At 36.4% G+C, this 17532-nt stretch carries 15 protein-coding genes; 3 read left to right on the top strand and 12 right to left on the bottom strand.

The features are described 5' to 3' along the window. Window positions 1-50: 50 nt before the first annotated feature. Window positions 51-1145: a glycosyltransferase family 4 protein gene (locus tag B3D94_RS10870; RefSeq protein WP_069481871.1), complete on the bottom strand. Its 1095-nt coding sequence runs from the start codon at window positions 1143-1145 to the stop codon at window positions 51-53. Between the two features lie 245 nt (window positions 1146-1390). Here B3D94_RS10870 and B3D94_RS10865 point away from each other — a divergent pair, with 245 nt between their 5' ends. Genes B3D94_RS10865 through B3D94_RS10855 form a run of 3 tightly spaced genes read left to right on the top strand, consistent with a single transcriptional unit; the run spans window position 1391 to window position 3915 of the window. After that, on the top strand, window positions 1391-1990 hold the full coding sequence (locus tag B3D94_RS10865; RefSeq protein ID WP_069481872.1) for a glycosyltransferase family 2 protein: 600 nt from the start codon (window positions 1391-1393) through the stop codon (window positions 1988-1990). A 45-nt stretch (window positions 1991-2035) separates the two neighbouring features. Continuing rightward, the gene (locus B3D94_RS10860; protein WP_291757319.1) at window positions 2036-3064 is read left to right on the top strand and encodes a polysaccharide biosynthesis protein; all 1029 of its coding nucleotides are present in this window, start codon (window positions 2036-2038) and stop codon (window positions 3062-3064) included. Then, a complete protein-coding gene (locus B3D94_RS10855; protein WP_069481873.1) occupies window positions 3061-3915 on the top strand; it encodes an SDR family oxidoreductase in 855 nt (284 codons plus the stop codon). The genes B3D94_RS10860 and B3D94_RS10855 overlap by 4 nt, the downstream gene beginning before the upstream one ends. Before the next feature lie 46 nt (window positions 3916-3961). Here B3D94_RS10855 and B3D94_RS10850 read toward each other — a convergent pair whose 3' ends face one another. The 11 genes from B3D94_RS10850 to B3D94_RS10800 form a co-directional block, all read right to left on the bottom strand. After that, window positions 3962-4714: an alpha/beta fold hydrolase gene (locus B3D94_RS10850; protein WP_069481874.1), complete on the bottom strand. Its 753-nt coding sequence runs from the start codon at window positions 4712-4714 to the stop codon at window positions 3962-3964. Between the two features lie 152 nt (window positions 4715-4866). After that, the gene (locus tag B3D94_RS10845) at window positions 4867-6102 is read right to left on the bottom strand and encodes a DNA polymerase IV (RefSeq protein WP_069481875.1); all 1236 of its coding nucleotides are present in this window, start codon (window positions 6100-6102) and stop codon (window positions 4867-4869) included. A gap of 224 nt (window positions 6103-6326) precedes the next feature. Then, window positions 6327-7190: a MurR/RpiR family transcriptional regulator gene (locus tag B3D94_RS10840; protein ID WP_069481876.1), complete on the bottom strand. Its 864-nt coding sequence runs from the start codon at window positions 7188-7190 to the stop codon at window positions 6327-6329. A gap of 468 nt (window positions 7191-7658) precedes the next feature. Continuing rightward, the gene (locus B3D94_RS10835) at window positions 7659-8555 is read right to left on the bottom strand and encodes a serine hydrolase (RefSeq protein ID WP_069481877.1); all 897 of its coding nucleotides are present in this window, start codon (window positions 8553-8555) and stop codon (window positions 7659-7661) included. Between the two features lie 58 nt (window positions 8556-8613). Continuing rightward, window positions 8614-10050 carry a serine hydrolase domain-containing protein gene (locus B3D94_RS10830; RefSeq protein WP_069481878.1) on the bottom strand — a complete coding sequence of 479 codons (1437 nt, stop codon included), beginning with the start codon at window positions 10048-10050 and terminating at the stop codon, window positions 8614-8616. A 72-nt stretch (window positions 10051-10122) separates the two neighbouring features. After that, window positions 10123-12228: a S9 family peptidase gene (locus tag B3D94_RS10825; protein ID WP_069481879.1), complete on the bottom strand. Its 2106-nt coding sequence runs from the start codon at window positions 12226-12228 to the stop codon at window positions 10123-10125. Window positions 12229-12337: 109 nt separating this feature from the next. Beyond that, entirely contained in the window at window positions 12338-13477 is a 1140-nt protein-coding gene (locus B3D94_RS10820) for a M20 peptidase aminoacylase family protein (RefSeq protein WP_069481880.1), read from the bottom strand. Next, window positions 13470-14312 (bottom strand): GNAT family N-acetyltransferase, encoded by an 843-nt coding sequence (locus tag B3D94_RS10815; protein ID WP_069481881.1) that lies wholly within the window; start codon window positions 14310-14312, stop codon window positions 13470-13472. Before B3D94_RS10815 ends, B3D94_RS10820 begins: the two co-directional genes overlap by 8 nt. A 48-nt stretch (window positions 14313-14360) precedes the next feature. Further along, window positions 14361-15491: an o-succinylbenzoate synthase gene (menC, locus tag B3D94_RS10810; RefSeq protein ID WP_291757285.1), complete on the bottom strand. Its 1131-nt coding sequence runs from the start codon at window positions 15489-15491 to the stop codon at window positions 14361-14363. A gap of 34 nt (window positions 15492-15525) precedes the next feature. Continuing rightward, the gene (locus tag B3D94_RS10805) at window positions 15526-16524 is read right to left on the bottom strand and encodes an ABC transporter ATP-binding protein (RefSeq protein WP_069481883.1); all 999 of its coding nucleotides are present in this window, start codon (window positions 16522-16524) and stop codon (window positions 15526-15528) included. After that, window positions 16521-17516, bottom strand: a complete 996-nt coding sequence (locus B3D94_RS10800) for an ABC transporter ATP-binding protein (protein WP_291757284.1) — start codon at window positions 17514-17516, stop codon at window positions 16521-16523. The genes B3D94_RS10805 and B3D94_RS10800 overlap by 4 nt, the downstream gene beginning before the upstream one ends. Window positions 17517-17532 lie beyond the last annotated feature (16 nt).

The following is a 17532-nucleotide window of genomic DNA, read 5'->3' as shown; positions in this document are numbered from 1 at the left end:
AGGAAAAAATGGCACAAAGAAAAGAATACTCCTCTTCATCGAGCGAAGTTCTACTTTATTTCATTTAAATATGCAGCGACATCTTTCACGATATGCTGCCAGTTTAAACCCTTCCGTGCATCAGCCTGTAGCTGAAGACAAGCATTTTCCAACAATGCTTCCTGATGAGTGACTTGCTGCAACGTCCGAGCAATACTTTCCCAATCATGTGTTGGATGAATGCGGCCAAAACGTTGTTGTTGGGTAATATCTGCAGCCCCATCCACATCGGTTGTCACAATATAACAACCGTTTTTAGCCGCCTCTGCAAAAACATGTGCAAAGCATTCAACCGTGGATGTTAAGCAAAAGATTTTTGCCTTGCGATACTCCTCTTCTAGTTGTATTTTGTCAGAGATTGGCCCTACAATTGTGACTTGCGCAGGATAAGGATGACTGGCCAATATTCGTTTTATTTCCTGCTGAAACGATTCAGACATGGGTCCTACCAAACGAAGCTCCCAGTCTGTCAGCTGTGCAGCTAGAAAGGCTTTTATTGTAAAAATCGTCTGCTTCTCTGGTGCATCTAATCGGCCCACTGATAGAATTCTATTTTCTTTCTCATGAAACTGCACAGGCTCTGTGTGAAAATACTCATAAAAGCCATTTGGGATATGCCTAACATCTAATTGTGAAAACTCTCGAATGGCCGTTTGAATCGATATACATTCGGAGGTTAGAAGATCACAAAGCTTTAGCAATTCTAGAAAGTATGGATAGGTTTTTAATCGATTTAACCAAAATCGATTAACATCTAACTTCATATAGATTTTGCCATTAGGATTAAACTGCTTATACGTTTGAAGAATGGAAAGATAGGATGGGTACGGTCCTATAGCAAATACAAGATCAATGTTCTTGGCATGCTTCACTAAATAAGCATTCATATTGGCAACATAATCAATCCCTATTGGAACCTGCTCAAATTTAACAGCCGGAAAAGATTGTTGCAGAAGGGTTTCATTCATCTCTGCCGTCACTATACTAACTTCATAGCCTAAATACTCCCCTAGTAAAATAGGCACAAGACATAGATCTTTGAAAATGTGTGCATCGGAAAGTTTAGCTGATTCCACGCTACAAATAAATGCGATCCTTTTTGTCATCGAATCCCTCTTTCTTAAAAAGCGCTCTTTCCTAGTTTATGCCCACACCTGTCAAACGTGTATAACTTAGTAAAATGTCACAACCATCCCCATAGTTCTCTAGCAAAAATAAAGGCAATCCATAAAATTACTCTCTTAAAAAACTTATGATAACAAGCAATTGCCTACAATAGCCCCCTATCCACGCATATTGTAATAAAGAATCTATGAAGAACTATACTACTTAATTAGGATGGAGGGATAAAATGAAAATAAGCTTTTTATCACCTACTTACAATAGCGAAGAATGGATCCTAACAATGCTTGACAGTATTCCTAAAGAATATGCCTATGAAATTATCGTTGTAGATGACGGCTCCACAGACAAGACGTTAGCCATTTTGCAGGACTATCAAAAAAACTGCGCGGCCTTAAAAATCATCGTCCATCCAACAAATCTAGGTGCAAGCGTTGCCTATAACCGATGCATCGCTGAAGCAACAGGAGATTATATTGCCATCATCGATAGTGATGACCACTATTTGCCTGCCATCCGTAATGTATTAGCACAGGTGGATGGTGAATTTGATATTTACTATTACAACATGATCATTAAGAATGGCTATGCGTTTATTAAAGATGAATCAAATCGTTATTCATTGCCAGGACAATTTAAAATCATACGAAGAAGCTTTATCGGGGATGCGAAGTTTACTATACGTAAGGATATTGCAGGAGATTGGGATTTTAATTGTGCGCTCATGGACAAAAATCCAACCAGTAAATATACCCATGAATACGCTTATTGGTACAACTATCCACGAGAAAACTCAGAATGTGATTTGCATGAAAGAGGATTGAAATAACATATGAACGGACCTATGCAAGTGGGAGGTGTAACAAGCCATACAATGTTTAAAGATAAAACTTTACTGATTACTGGAGGAACAGGATCTTTTGGTAATGCGGTATTAAATCGATTTTTAAATACGGATATTAAGGAAATAAGGATTTTTTCAAGAGATGAGAAAAAGCAAGATGATATGCGAAAGCTTTATCAGAATTCCAAAATTAAATTTTATATCGGGGATGTACGCGATTTACAAAGCCTCCACCCTGCCATGTATAACGTAGATTATGTGTTTCATGCTGCGGCACTTAAGCAAGTTCCCTCTTGTGAATTTTTCCCTTTAGAGGCTGTGAAAACAAATATTATAGGAACAGACAATGTTTTAACTGCGGCTATTCAAGCTGGCGTTAAAAAGATTATTTGTCTTTCAACAGATAAGGCGGCATACCCTGTCAATGCAATGGGAATATCCAAGGCGATGATGGAGAAAACATTTATTGCTAAATCACGCATGGTAGACCCAAAGCAAACATTGATTTGTGGCACACGATACGGGAATGTAATGGCTTCAAGAGGCTCAGTCATACCACTTTTCATCGAACAAATAAAAGCTGGCATACCTTTAACCATTACCGACCCAAACATGACTCGATTTATGATGAGCCTTGAGGAAGCAGTCGAATTGGTATTGTATGCCTTCTCACATGCGCAAAATGGCGATATTATGGTGCAAAAATCACCCGCTGCTACGATCGAGAATTTAGCACAAGCTCTCCTTGAAATTTTCCAAGTGAACAATGCGATTCACATTATCGGCATACGGCATGGGGAAAAAAGGTATGAAGTATTATGTACAAAGGAAGAAGCAGCAAAAGCCATAGATTTAGGTAATTTTTATCGAATCCCAGCAGATAATCGGGATTTAAATTATGGAAAATACCTGGATGAGGGCTCTCCTAAAATTACCTTATCGGATGAATATAATTCCAATAATACACAAATGTTAAACGTGATGGCTATTAAAGAAAAATTACTAACCTTATCTCTACTTCAAGAAGAGCTTCTCCATTGGACTGGAGGAACACCATGAAATTTTTAGTGCTCGGCGCTTCTGGCATGGCCGGTCATACCATTTCCATCTATTTACAGGAACAAGGACATGATGTAACAACGTATACGAGAACAACTTTCCCATATGGAAATAATATTACCGGTGATATTACGGACCTGAATTTTTTACGTTCACTTCTTCAAGACAATCAGTATGATATCGTCATTAATTGTATCGGTATGTTAAATAAGGCCTGTGAGGCAAATCCTGAAAAGAGTATTTTCTTAAATAGTTATTTACCCCACGCTATCGTATCTCTCCTTGAAAATCGCCAGACGAAGCTTATTCACATGAGTACAGACTGTGTATTTTCAGGTGAAAACGCACCCTATTATGAAAATAGTGTACAGGACGGAACTACCTTCTATGACCGTACAAAGGGTTTAGGAGAAATTGATCATACCAAGCATTTAACATTCCGTAATTCAATTATTGGCCCTGATTTGAAGATGGATGGAATTGGGCTTTTCAATTGGTTTATGCACCAAAAAGGCCCTATTCACGGCTATACTGGCGCTATTTGGACGGGAGTCACAACGCTCACCTTGGCGAAAGCCATGGAGCAAGCAGTCCAGGAAGGAATAACGGGACTCTATCATCTTGTTAATACATCGCCTATTTCAAAATACGATCTTCTTCAATTATTGAATAAGCACTTTATGGACCATACAATAAAGATTACTCCTCATCAGCTAATTAATGTCAATAAAACATTAATAAATACTAGAAACGATTTTTCCTTTACAGTCCCTAGCTATGAAGAAATGATGATCGACATGAAGGAATGGATTCGGCAGCATATGAATTTATATCCTCACTATAATTCTTAAAAACTTCAACTCTATTATGAGTATCGTTATTCATAATGGAGTTTTTCTATTGAATGACTGTGCCCACTGGCAATAGCCCTTCCTTTATCCAATTATCTACAAAACGATTGAAAAACGCAGGTTGAGCTAACGATACTCCATGTCCTATGTTGTTCAAAATGATCCCTTTAGCATTGGGATGGCTTTGTACAAGCGCTTGTGCAGACTTTTTCATTACTTTTTTCTCTTGATTGCCAACAGTAATTAAAATATGCCCCAGTGCATTGTGGAAATTACGTGGGATCGAAAACGTCATATTTTCTTGTAAAACCTGAATTAATGCATCGTATGTCATCTTAGCGCTATCATGATAATAGCGGTCAAAATAGCGATCATTGATGTATAAGGTTTTCGCTTGAAGCTTTGCGAAGGCTTTATTTTTGATAAGCGGGAATGTTAGTCGGAGAAACGGCCGAATCATCCATGCTATAGTAGGAGAAGGAATAACAAGAGCACTATTAATAATCGAAACGTGGATTAAACTAGGCTTTATGCTTAACATTTGTATGGCAATTTGAGCACCTAATGAAAAGCCAATCACAATCACCTGCTTGCCATTCGCCTTTTCCTCTAAGAGTTGCACGAGTTGTTGCGCACATTGCTCAATGGAAAATGAATGATCGGGCACAAGCTCAGGGACTACACAGTGGTAATTGGAGAAGTGCTGAACTTGTTGTTCCCACATCCATCCCCCAACCCCACCCCCATGAAGAAACATCATCACTGGACCGTCGATATAGCCATATTCTTTATATTGCATAATGGATACATGCACCTACTTTCATTAATGTTTAACTTATCAAAAGCTTGTTTGAGATTGATTGAATATTAGATTGTTCTGGATTTTTGTATTTCCTGGGCAATTGTTAACGGATGTCTTTCTCGTTGCGTAAATGTCAAAATGCGCATCATTTACAAATGATCATCCCAAAAATCCTTACTAAAGCTCGTGTTTGCCTGATGCTTCCCTGCTGGCTTTACAATATCAGAACCTCTCAAAATGATACCTTTTCCAAATTTCTGTTCAATTTGATCTACCAATTTAATAATCGGTTCATCTTTAATATGTTCTTCAAAATCAAAAAAAGTTAGCTGCTGAGTCATCTCTTTAATGTCACTTACATTTGAAATGGTCACACCCAACAATCGAACAGGCTCCTCATTCCAATTTTTATTAAACAGATTCCACGCCTGTTCAACTATATCCTCTTTTGAAAATATCGCGTTATTGACTGATTTACTCCGAGTATACGTTTCCCAAGAAGCTGTACGAATTATAATACTCACAGTCACTCCAGCAAGCTTTTTAGCCTTCAATCTTTCTGCTACCTTTTCAGAAAGTGTTGTCATTATTTTATATAATTCATCTCGGTCAGTCGTGTCATGTGATAATGTTGTTGAATTTCCTACACTCTTCGTATCATATATTGCTTCTGGATCAACAGGTCGATCATCCTCGCCATTGGCCTTCTGTTTCAAACGAAGTCCGTTGATGCCAAATTTCTGTTTTAAGGTGTATTCATCAGCTGCAGCTAATTCTCCAATTGTTTGTATACCCAACTCTTTCAACTTTTCTGCTGTGCTTTTCCCAATCCCATGCATTTCTTTAACATTCAATGGCCACAAAACTGAAGGGACATCACGTTTACGTAATATTGTAATGCCCATTGGCTTTCTCATCTCACTGGCCATTTTTGCTAAAAATTTGTTTGGCGCAATGCCGATTGAACAAGGCAATTGTAATTCGTTCCAAATTCGATCTTGTATACCATGTACATGTTCTAATACATTTTGTCCTTCGATTATAGGCAATTGTATGTAACCTTCATCTATAGAAACTGGTTGAAGTATTTCACTATATTCTTTCAGTAATCCAAAAAAAGATTTTGAAGCAGCTCTATATCGCTCAAAGTTGGGAGGTAGCACAATTAACTCTGGACATTTTCTTCTTGCTTCACCGACATTCATGGTTGTATATACACCACTTTTTCTAGCTTCATAGCTACACGTAATAACAATCCCTCTACGTTCTTTTGGATTACCTGCAATGGCTATAGGTTTTCCTTTTAATGAGGGATCGTAAATTTGTTCCACTGAGGCATAAAAGCAATTAAGGTCAATATGTAAAATGATTCTTCCTTTATGCAATTTCGTTCACCTCTTTTTAAATGTAAAGTTAGCTATATTTTATCACATATGATTCCTTTAACACTTAATCTACCGCCTAAGCAAAGTATGTTTTTTATAATTTTCACAATAAAATAAAAAGGTTCTTTTGATGTCGACTCTTGGAAAATTGAATGATATCAAAAAAACCTTCTTTATTGATTACCTATTATCGAATAAAGAATCTTTATCCGAAGAGTCCCTTATTACTGATTGGTAAATGGTGAGAAATCATCACTTGTTTGGTCATAATCTTCCATCCGCTTTTGAACCTTTATTTCATCAGAAGCTGCTATTCCTGTTATTAGTAGATTAAGTAGTGCAAAGGTTGGTGTAGTACCTTTTAGAGAAATAGGAGGAGGAGCAACTACCTTAAACAAAATGTCCGAGAGTAGCCCTAATGGGGACAATTCATCGTCTGTTATGCCTATCACTTGTGCCCCTTTTTTCTTTGCTGCTTTTACAAATGCATTCGTTTCTTTTGAATATCGAGGAAAAGAAATAGCCACTAATAATGTCTTTTCATCGATTAAGGATAATAAATAATTAGAATCCTCTATTTCTCCACGGTATAAAAACGTATTTCCTACAACAACATTGAGACTAAACGATAGCCAGTTAGCAGGACCATATGATGAACGGAAGCCAATGACTATTCTTTTTTCAGAACTAATTAAAAGATCTATAGCTTTTTTATACTGGGTGTAATCTATTTGTTCTAACGTTGCACGTATATACGAAGTATCTTTCTCGATTACATGTTGAATTAAATTTGTATCTTTTAAAGACTTGGACGTAGATCGAAGCCCTTCAATTGGATCTGAAATGGGTGAAGAATCTTCTAATAAAGTAGCTTGAATTTCTTTTTGCAGTTCGCTAAATCCAGAATACCCAAGAGCATATGATAACCTAATCACCGTTGTATCGCTTGTTTCACTTGCAATACCTAGCTGCTTCGATGTTTGAAATGCAACCTCTTTTGGAAAGTCAACAATATATTTTGCAACTAATTTCTGTCTTTTTGTTAGTTCATTAAATTGTTTTCTAATTCTTTCATTATAATTATCCATACAGCCAGTCCTTCCAATGAGTTAATCTAGGTATGCTACTTATATAATACAGGTTCAATAAATGGTTGATTACTAAAAAACCCTCCCATTTTACCATTCAGTATGCATCACTTTTATATGTTTTATCTGCCGGTGTAATTTATCCAATGAACAATTACTATAGTAGAAACATTCAATCTATTACGTAGATAATTTGATAATTACACGAACCTTTTTTGTGAGTTTTATGTATAATTTCAGTTTCATATTATTAGCATATCCCGAACCCGGTAACCTTTAAACATAGATCCTAGGGTATTCACTTTAAATATATTTAGTGTGAATACCCCAACATTAATTGATTTTTCAACAAGAAAATAACTTATTAGTTGTAACATCATCATACCATTTAGCTATGCGTTACGTTATAGTTGTATACTTTTTCAACAGGTTATATTTATAAACTATAATAGCCTTTGGGTTTAAAAGCTACACGGTTACTTTATTTAGAAAATGATTATAAGCAACTCTCGATAATTTAGATATAATACTAGCACCCTCAGCTTCAGTAATATTTCCTATAGAAAATACCGAAATGATAAAATTACCTTTACTATCAGGTAGCTGGACTATCCCTGAATCATTGACAACACTAGCAATGGTGCCAGTTTTATGAGCAACAACTGTATTTTGAGGTAATAAATAAGGTATTCTACTTCGAAACTGTTGCTTGGCAAGGATTTCAAACATATCGTGACAAGCTTTTTCAGAGATTAATTGCTTATTTGCCATTTTTTCTAATAAAAGTGCCATATCAGCTGCGGTTGTTACATTGTTTGCATGACTTTCTTTAAATACAATTGAATGATGATCAATTTCACCATTTTTAAATCGACGGTTAATGTCATTATAAGTGTCAATTGAAAATTTTTGGGGCGGTAATCCAACACATGAGCAAAGTAGCTCCCAGCAGCTGAGATTAATGTAAGTATTGCTTAGTCCAATTTCTTTCATATATTGATTTACATTTTCTTTTCCTAACATGTTCAATAATTTATCTGTCCCCACATTATCACTAACAATTATCATCATAGTGGCTAAATTTTTTATCGTAACGTCGATTCCAGGAATTAACTCCTTAAATATACCTGATCCATTGACTAAGTCCTCTTCTTCCAACCTAATACGTTCTTTTAGTTCGACCTTCCCCATTTGAACATCACGATATAAAGTGACCAAAATCGGAATCTTAAAAACACTTGCAGCTTGAAATAAACGATTCTCATTTATTGCAGCAGTCTCTCCAGATTCCAGATGTTTCACATAAACCCCGAATGTCCCAGTAGCTTCTTGTATAACTTTTTCCAAACTCTCCTGTAATCCCATCTTCAACATCCTCTCAAATTTCTATATAAGGAGTTCAATATGAAAACCTTGGAAATCACTAGTTAAGTGGTATATTTACCGAAACTTTAGGGAATTGTCTAAAATGATATGATATTCCGTATGCTTCGCTATTATCATCTACTAGTATCTCAGCTATTTCTGTAAAGTCATTAAAATATGCTATAAACATGTTATCGCTCACAAAAGTTATTGGTATCTCTACATTTTGTGAGAGTAGAACTGGGTTTCCTTCCTTGATTTTAATGCACACTTTCGTCCCTTCATTCGATTGATATTCTCCTTGATACTGTTTAAGTCGTTCTTCTGAAATATCATATTCTTCAAAGGTAAGGTGATTGGCGTCTACCTCTCTTTCACTCAAAGCATTAAATGCAAGTTGCATAATTCGGGCAGCAGGTACACCTGCCAAGTTAGTTAATACAACACCTGTAACCCCTTTTTCAGGTAAAATACTTAATTGAGCTGAAATTCCCTTGAGCCCTCCACCATGTTCAATAAGAGTAGTGCCAAAATAATCGGGAGTAATCATAAAACCGTACCCATAGAATCTTCCAGGTTGTAATTGAATATGGGGTTTAGTCATTTCTTTTACACTTTCTTCCGATAATATTTGCTTACCATTTACTACACCAGCATTACGGAAAATTTCTGCATACAATAACATGTCTCTAGCTGTAGATTTCAAAAAGCCTGCTGCTCGCATTGAGGTAGAATCCCACCAAATTGGTGCAGCAAAAACGTGTTTTGTTCCATCGCTTTTGTCCTCTGTATAGCAAGTGGTGATATTTTCATAATCACCGTACTCCTCAATTGTGAAATAGCTGTTTTCCATACCACAAGGAGTGAGGATATGATCATATATATACTGTTCATAACTTATTCCACTGATTCGTTCGATGATTGTTCCTAACAAGGCATATGATTCATTTGAATAACTAAAATGTGTACCAGGTGCCCCCAATAATTCAATATCTTGTTCATCAATAAACTGCATAAGTTGCTCATAAGTGTCAATTGGTCCGTGATCTTCAACATTAATATTTAAACCCGGATAATTTTTTACAGTTGGGTCAAGATCTAGTGACCTTTTCATTGCGTAAAATAACGAAGACATTGGAGGCAATCCTGCTGTGTGAGTCATAAAGTGATGAATAGTGATATCTTTGATAGCCTCTTTATTTTTAACATTGAATTCAGGCAAGTATTTACTAACAGGATCATGCACATTCAATTTACCAACTTCCTGCAGTTGCATAATAGCCACACAAGTAAATGATTTTGTTATCGACCCAATACCAAAAACTGTATTTTCAGTTACAGGTAGTCCATCGTCTACATGACGGAAGCCAAATCCTTTATGGTAAAGAATCTCCCCAGCTTCAGCAATTGCAACAGAAGTACCAGGAATCTTATGTTTTTCCGTTATCTTTTGACCAGCCTCTTCAAATGCTTTTAAATTCACATCTACTTTCATTTCTTTTCCTCCTTTAGAGTAGTTGTATATAATAATGTAGATCGAATCGATGATCTAACTATTATCCTCACATTATTGATTCTCAGTCGTTATCAAGTTCGAAAAATTTTCTTTAGGTAAATGTCTGTTTATAAAATCGAGCATTGAATTCAATCTAGCTATTCTTAATTCGGGTTTGCCGTATTGGAGGAGCCCATGACTTGATTGTGGGATACGAACCAATTCTACTTCTCCTCCTCGACGCTTAATATGGGAATAAAACTGTTCTGCCTGCTCTATTGGACATCGTAAATCATCCTCATTGTGTAGAAGTAGAAGTGGCGTTTTTACATTATCTACATAGGCAAGAGGAGAGAATTTCCAAAGATTCTCCAAATCTGTCTTTCCAAGAAACTCCTGATCAATAAAATATGGTGCTATATCGCTTGTGCCATACATGGAAATCCAATTCGAAATACAGCCTTCAGAAACTGCTGCAAAAAATCTATCGGTGTGAGAGATGAGCCAATTTACCATGAATCCACCATAGCTAATTCCATTAACGGCTACCCTATTTTTATCAAGATATTGATTTTTTTGTAAGGCGAAATCCAGTCCGTTCAAAATATCATTCATATCCTTTCCACCATAATCACCATGTACAGCATTGGTAAAATCTACACCGAATCCTGAGCTTCCTCGTGGGTTCGTATAAATAACTGCATAGCCTCGCGCAGCGAATAATTGCAATTGATGAAAATATGTGAAACCATACGCAGAATGTGGTCCTCCATGAATATCCAATAGAATAGGATATTTTTTCTCAGGGTCAAAGTTAGCGGGTTTTAAAATAAAACCTTGCATATACCAGTTATCAACAGATTTATAGGAAAAAACCTCAGGTTCAACTACGATGAGTTCGGATAATAACTTGTCGTTGCAGTCATCCAGACGAACTTCAGTTTCAGGGAAAATGGGTACATGTAATTGAGGAAAAGCTTCTGTTGGATACCGATAATTACAGTCGGCTGTATTCGTTTCATCAATTCTAATGGCTGATATCTTCCCAGGATGTTTGACTGTCGAATAGGCTATACTGATCGTCTCTTCTCCATCAAATGAAAAATGAAAAATAGCGCGGTCTCCACCAGCAATAATTACCGGTTGATCGTCATTTTTAACATTCGAGAATCTAACAATTTCATTTCTTCCTTCATGGGTACTAAGCGCATAAATATACCTACTATTATTAGACCATTGTGGGCGAAGTGCATATCTGAGATTACGCATATCTGTAAAAGTCATATCAAGGAGTGTGTCTTGATATTTTTTGCTTAAACATCTTACATCCCCTCCCTCTGAAGGTATGACTAACAATTCCTTCTGTTCTGCATGGTTGCCAAAAAACGCTATCCACTTTCCATCAGGTGAGTAAGAAGGTGAGCTTGCTTCCGTATCACTGTAAAGCAACTCTGCGTCTCCTCCGGAAGACGAAACACGATATACCTTTCCTCCAAAAAGAACATTTTCATTTTCTGCGTTTGAACTGAACACGATATATTTCCCATCTGGTGACACGTCAGGCTGATGAACTTCATTTATTCCTTTTGTTATCAAAACGAATGTTCCTGTATCTATATGAATAGCAACAATTTGACGTTTGTACGGTTTATGAAACCCAGTTCCATCATTTTTGTAATATAGATGATGATAGCGTTTAGCCCCATCTCTCCATAACTTATCCTCTTGTTCCTTCTCACTATTCGCTTCATGAATTGTTGCATTTTCATGAAAAGTTTCTAGTTCCGAATGTTCAACTACTGGTACCAATCCATATATCGTTTTACCGTCAGGAGCCCATACTATTGAGCTAATTCCTTGTCGAAACTTTGTCAGACACTGAGCCTCTCCACCATCGAGAGATAACAGCCATGCCTGCATTCCGTAAGCACGGTTCGAGATAAATGCTATAGTTTTTCCATCGGGTGACCAGATAGGATTGACATTCCTGGTGCCTGAGGATGTCAAAACTCTTCGCGTTTTTCCTTCTACATCACTTAAATATAAATGTGTTTCGTAATTATTTTCTTTCACAGCTATGGTTCTTTCATATACTACCTGTTGTCCATTAGGAGAAATGACAGGATTGCTTGGCCATTCAAATTTATAAATATCTTCTGGCACTGTAGTTCTTAACATTTTTTATCGCTCCTTATTAATTAGAAATAGGTAATTAATTATTGCTATTTTTCAGAAAAATATTTTTGCAATATTCTAATCTAGTCTCTTCTATTAATTGTCATTAATGCTATGGTTTTAATAACTTAATGGTAGTCATAGCAAGTATTTTCACACCATTTTGCAAAGCATCTAAGTTAAAATTCATATGAGGATGGTGCAGTCCAGGTTGTAAATCGGTTCCAAGTCCAATCATTGTAGCTTTAATATGAGGAAAATACTTTTTATAAAAATGGAAATCTTCCCCTCCAGGAGTAATGACTGGAGCAGCGATTGCGTCATTCCCTAGAGCTTCAATAATAGCTTCTTCCACTAGTTCCTCAAGTTGTGAACTAGGTTCCGCAGCAATCATCGATGCTAGTGTCTCTATTTCAACTATTGCCCCATTGGCTGAGCCCGAAGAAAGAACCGCATTTTCTACTTTTTTAAGTAAATCTTCCATAACATAGTTCTGTTGTGCACGGACATCAATGCCAAATTCAGCATAATCGGGAATGATATTAATATTGTTTCCACCTGCCTGAACCATGGTTATTTTGGCAGATGAGGAGAATGTCGGATCTGTTTTAACTGAGTTAACAGCCTGAATGATGGCTCCAAGTGAATCAACAACATTTATTCCTAGATTTGGTCGTGAACCATGAGCTTGAATTCCATGGATCTTCCCTTTTAATAATGTTGTCGCGCCATGATAGATGGCAGGAGATGCTTGACCAAATTTTAATTCTTGAATGGGACGTACATGTATCCCCAGTAAACAATCAACATCATCCATAATGCCTCTATCTATTAGAGCCTTAGCCCCTAAACCGGATTCCTCAGCTGGCTGAAAAATAATTTTAATAAGACCCCTTGGTTGAAAACCTAATTTCTTTAGACAAGAAATAGTATGAAGAATCATCGTCATATGAGCATCATGACCACAGGAATGATTGGCTTTCCATTCTCCGTCGACCAGCTGCCATAACGCATCCATGTCTGCTCTAATTCCAATAGTTGGACCAAGTTTTTCATTTCCCCAATATCCAACAACTCCGGTATGCTCCTCAAACCTCTCAAAAGGTATTTTCAAATATTCGAATTGCTTACATAAGTAATCCGTTGTCTCTTTTTCTTTCCAACTAATTTCTGCATTAGAATGAAAATGATGATATGTTGATTTTATTAACTCTTTATTCTCATCAACCCAATTATTGATTTGTTCAATCATATAGGGGCTCCATGGATTTATTTTCAATAACATAAAAATGGATGTTGGCTAAATTTTTTTTTAACATTCCAGTTACCACAAAACCTTTTGAGAAAGCATCATTTACTGCATCTCTCAGCTTATACCTCCAAGCCCTCGCAGCTTCAAAATCCTCTTGTTTCAAAATCTGAAAATTAGCTGGAACAGGTATTAAATATCCCTCTTCATTCTTAATCGATTCTCTCTCATCGGGATATGGGATATTCCTACTATCACTATATGACAAAAGAGACTTATAGTGATTAACCAATGTATCCTTTTTGAGTACACCAGTAAGTGCATTCGTTACTCGGTTCGAACAAATATCCCATTCTACTAAAAAACGATCAGATGGTAGACCTTTATTCAGTTTATCGCTCATTTCACCATAATAAGAAGGAAAGTACGTTTGAGAATATGCTCCTAGCTTATTAAGATTAAAGTATGCATTTTTGGCTTCTAAAGGATCAAAAGTCCATACAATTTTTTGATAGCCGTAATCCACTGCCCACTCCCTCTGCTTAAGTTTTAGCTGTAAGCCTATCCCATAATTACGGTACTTACTATGGACGCCAGTCATATGAGAAATTAAATATTTTTTCCCATTCTTAAAGCCCGAAAAACCGTATGAAAACCCAATTAACTCACCTTCTTTAAACGCTCCAACGATGTTTCCCCCATTGTGAGTTGCAGCAACAAGCTGCGGAAGAGGCGTTACTACATCTTTATCCCAGATATCCTCTTGAAAACTAACTACATCTTGTATTTCCTTTAAACTTATAATACTTTTATAGATGATTGGCTGTGTGAAAACCATTGGTAAATCCCTCCAGACATCATAAAATAAAATCAACTTGAAAATCATTTAGTAGAACTTTATTTTATCTCTAATAAACTCTTTCTGATTCACTGTAAGTTGATTAATAAATTCCTGATTAACCTCAAAACCAATGCCAGGTTGTTCTGGAACAATAATAGTGCCAGCCTTTGAAAGCTTTACTTCTGGTAAAATGATATCTTTATCAAAATAACGACTAGAAGCAGATGTATCACCCGGAATACTAAAGTTACTTAATGAAGCGATTGCAATGTTATGAGCCCTACCTATGCCAGCTTCAAGCATTCCACCACACCATACTGGGATATTTTTTTCCTCACATAGATAATGCATTCGAATTGCTTCGAATAGCCCTCCTACACGACCAACCTTAATATTAATAATTTTACATGCATTAATTTCAATTGCTTTCCTTGCATCTTCTAATGAATGAATACTTTCATCTAGACAGATAGGTGTTGTTAATAAGTTTTGTAATTTTGCGTGATCTATAATGTCGTCATGAGCTAACGGCTGTTCAACCATCATTAAATTAAACTGATCTAATTCTTTTAATAGTTGTGAATCATTCAAACTGTAGCAAGAATTAGCATCCGCCATTAGTGGAATTTGTTCTCCAAACTTTTTCCGAATAGCCTCTAAAGGTTTAATGTCCCAGCCAGGTTTTATTTTCACTTTAATCTTTTTGTAGCCATCCTCTAAAAAGCCTGCCACCTTGTTTAATAGAGTTTCTATGTTATTTTCAATTCCAATGCTTACGCCCACTTCAATCTCTGATCGTTTACCTCCTAGTGTAGTAGACAGCGTTTGCCCTTTTTGCTTGCTATATAAATCCCAAATAGCCATTTCAAGTGCTGCCTTTGCCATGTTATTTCTACGTATATAGGAAAACAATTCTGAGAAATCTTTGGGCTCTTTAATTTCATTTTCTAATAGCTTTGGAATCAAGTAAGTTTCAAGCATGTGCCATACTGTGCCTGTAGTCTCTTCATTGTATATAGGAAAAGGCATCGCGACACTTTCAGCAAAGCCAACTTTATCTCCACTATGAACCTTAACGATGATAATATCCTTTTCAGTCACTTTACCAAAGCTAGTTTCAAACGAAGATTTTAAGGGTAATTTAATTCTTTGTAACGAAATTTTATTTATATCCATTTAGTAATACCTTCCTTTTTATATATAATTACTTTTAGTCTCTTACTTCCATTCTTTCTGGTTCAAACAAGTGACAAGCTACAAAATGTCCCGGTTTAACTTCTATGTTTCGAGGTTTTTTTGTCCTACAAACCTCCATACATGCGAAGCACCGCGGATGGAAAGTACAACCAAGAGGGGGATTTATCGGATTTGGAACATCACCAGTTAAAATGATCCGGTCTTTTTTTTCACTTTCAGGATTTGGGACTGGAACAGAAGACATAAGGGATTTTGTATATGGGTGAAGCGGTTCAGCAAACAATTGGTTTTTATCGGCAAACTCTACCATTCTCCCTAGATACATGACCCCAATTCTGTCACTAATGTGTTTTACAACACTTAAATCATGAGCAATAAAAATATAAGTTAGTCCTAATTCTTTTTGGAGGCTTTGAAAAAGGTTTAGTATTTGTGCTTGTACAGATACATCTAAGGCAGAAACTGGCTCATCTGCTACGATAAGTGAGGGTCCAACCGCGATTGCTCGGGCGATACCAATTCTTTGTCTCTGCCCCCCACTAAATTCATGAGGATAACGATCTGCATGAAAAGCACCTAACCCCACCATTTGCAAAATCTCTATTACTTTCTGTCTTCTTTCTTTTTTAGTCGCTCCTATTCCATGTGTTAATAGTGCTTCTTCTAAAATAGAAGATATTCGTAAACGAGGATTTAAAGAAGCAAATGGATCTTGGAAAACAATTTGCATTTGTTTCCTGAGCTTTCTCAATTCCTGCTTGTTCAAGCTTAGAACATCTTTGCCTTCAAATAGGATATTACCACTTGTTGGTTCAATTAATTTTAAAATACTTCTTCCAGTTGTAGACTTGCCACAGCCGCTTTCTCCAACAATTCCTAATGTTTCTCCTTTAAATAGCTTGAAAGTAACGCCATCAACAGCTTTAACATAGTCTTTATTTTTTGAAAAAAAACTTTTATTTATTGGAAAATAGGTTTTTAGATTTTGAACTTCTAACAATACTTCACTCATGCGAATGCCTCCTCCTTACTATATAACCAACATCTAACGGAGTGTTCGTTATTCGTTTTTATGAGAGGTGGGTTGCTTTCAAAACATTTTAAATGAGCTTTGGTGCACCGAGAAAAGAAAGGACATCCTTTCGTTACTTCCCCGATATTAGGTACATTGCCTTCGATTGGTTGCAGCTTATCCTGTTCATCTTCAAGACTAGGAATAGAATTTAATAGACCAATAGTATAAGGATGTTGTGGATTTTTATAGATCGTTTTCACATGGGCTTCTTCAACAATTTGTCCATAATACATGACCATAACCCGATCAGCCATTTCTGCTACAACACCTAAATCATGCGTGATTAATAATATGGCTGTATCGTAGTTAGTTTTGAGATCATTCATTAAATCTAAAATCTGAGCTTGTATAGTTACATCTAATGCTGTTGTCGGCTCATCAGCAATTAATAGGCTAGGATTACACGCCATCGCCATTGCAATCATGATCCTTTGTCTCATTCCGCCAGAAAGTTGATGGGGATATTCGTTAACAATTTTTTCTGGACGCGGAATTCCAACCTTTTTTAATATATCTACCGTTTGCTTTTTCAACTCATTTCCTGAGGCATCTGTATGAAGCTTAAGAACCTCACTAATTTGCCTGCCAATTCTATGAACAGGGTTTAAGGATGTCATAGGCTCCTGGAATATCATTGAAACGTCTTTCCCTCGAATCGAACGCATTTTCTTTTCAGATATTTGATTAAAATCCATATTTTTAAAAAGAATTTTCCCTTCAATTTCACCAACACCATTTGCTATTAATCTCATAATGGAAAGGGACGTAACACTTTTTCCACATCCAGATTCTCCTACCAAAGCAAGTGTTTCACCTTTATTAATAGTAAAGTTCACCTGACTCACTGCATTTACATAATCTTTCTTCCCCGTTTTAAATTTAATAGAAAGGTCTTCCACTCTCAGAAGCGCTTCATCTTTTATTCCCATATTTTTCACTCCCAAG

The organism is Lysinibacillus sp. UBA5990 (assembly GCF_002429815.1).
Classification (GTDB): domain Bacteria; phylum Bacillota; class Bacilli; order Bacillales_A; family Planococcaceae; genus Lysinibacillus; species Lysinibacillus fusiformis.
Note: the sequence above shows the minus strand (reverse complement) of the source record. Positions and strands in the feature narration are given on the sequence as shown.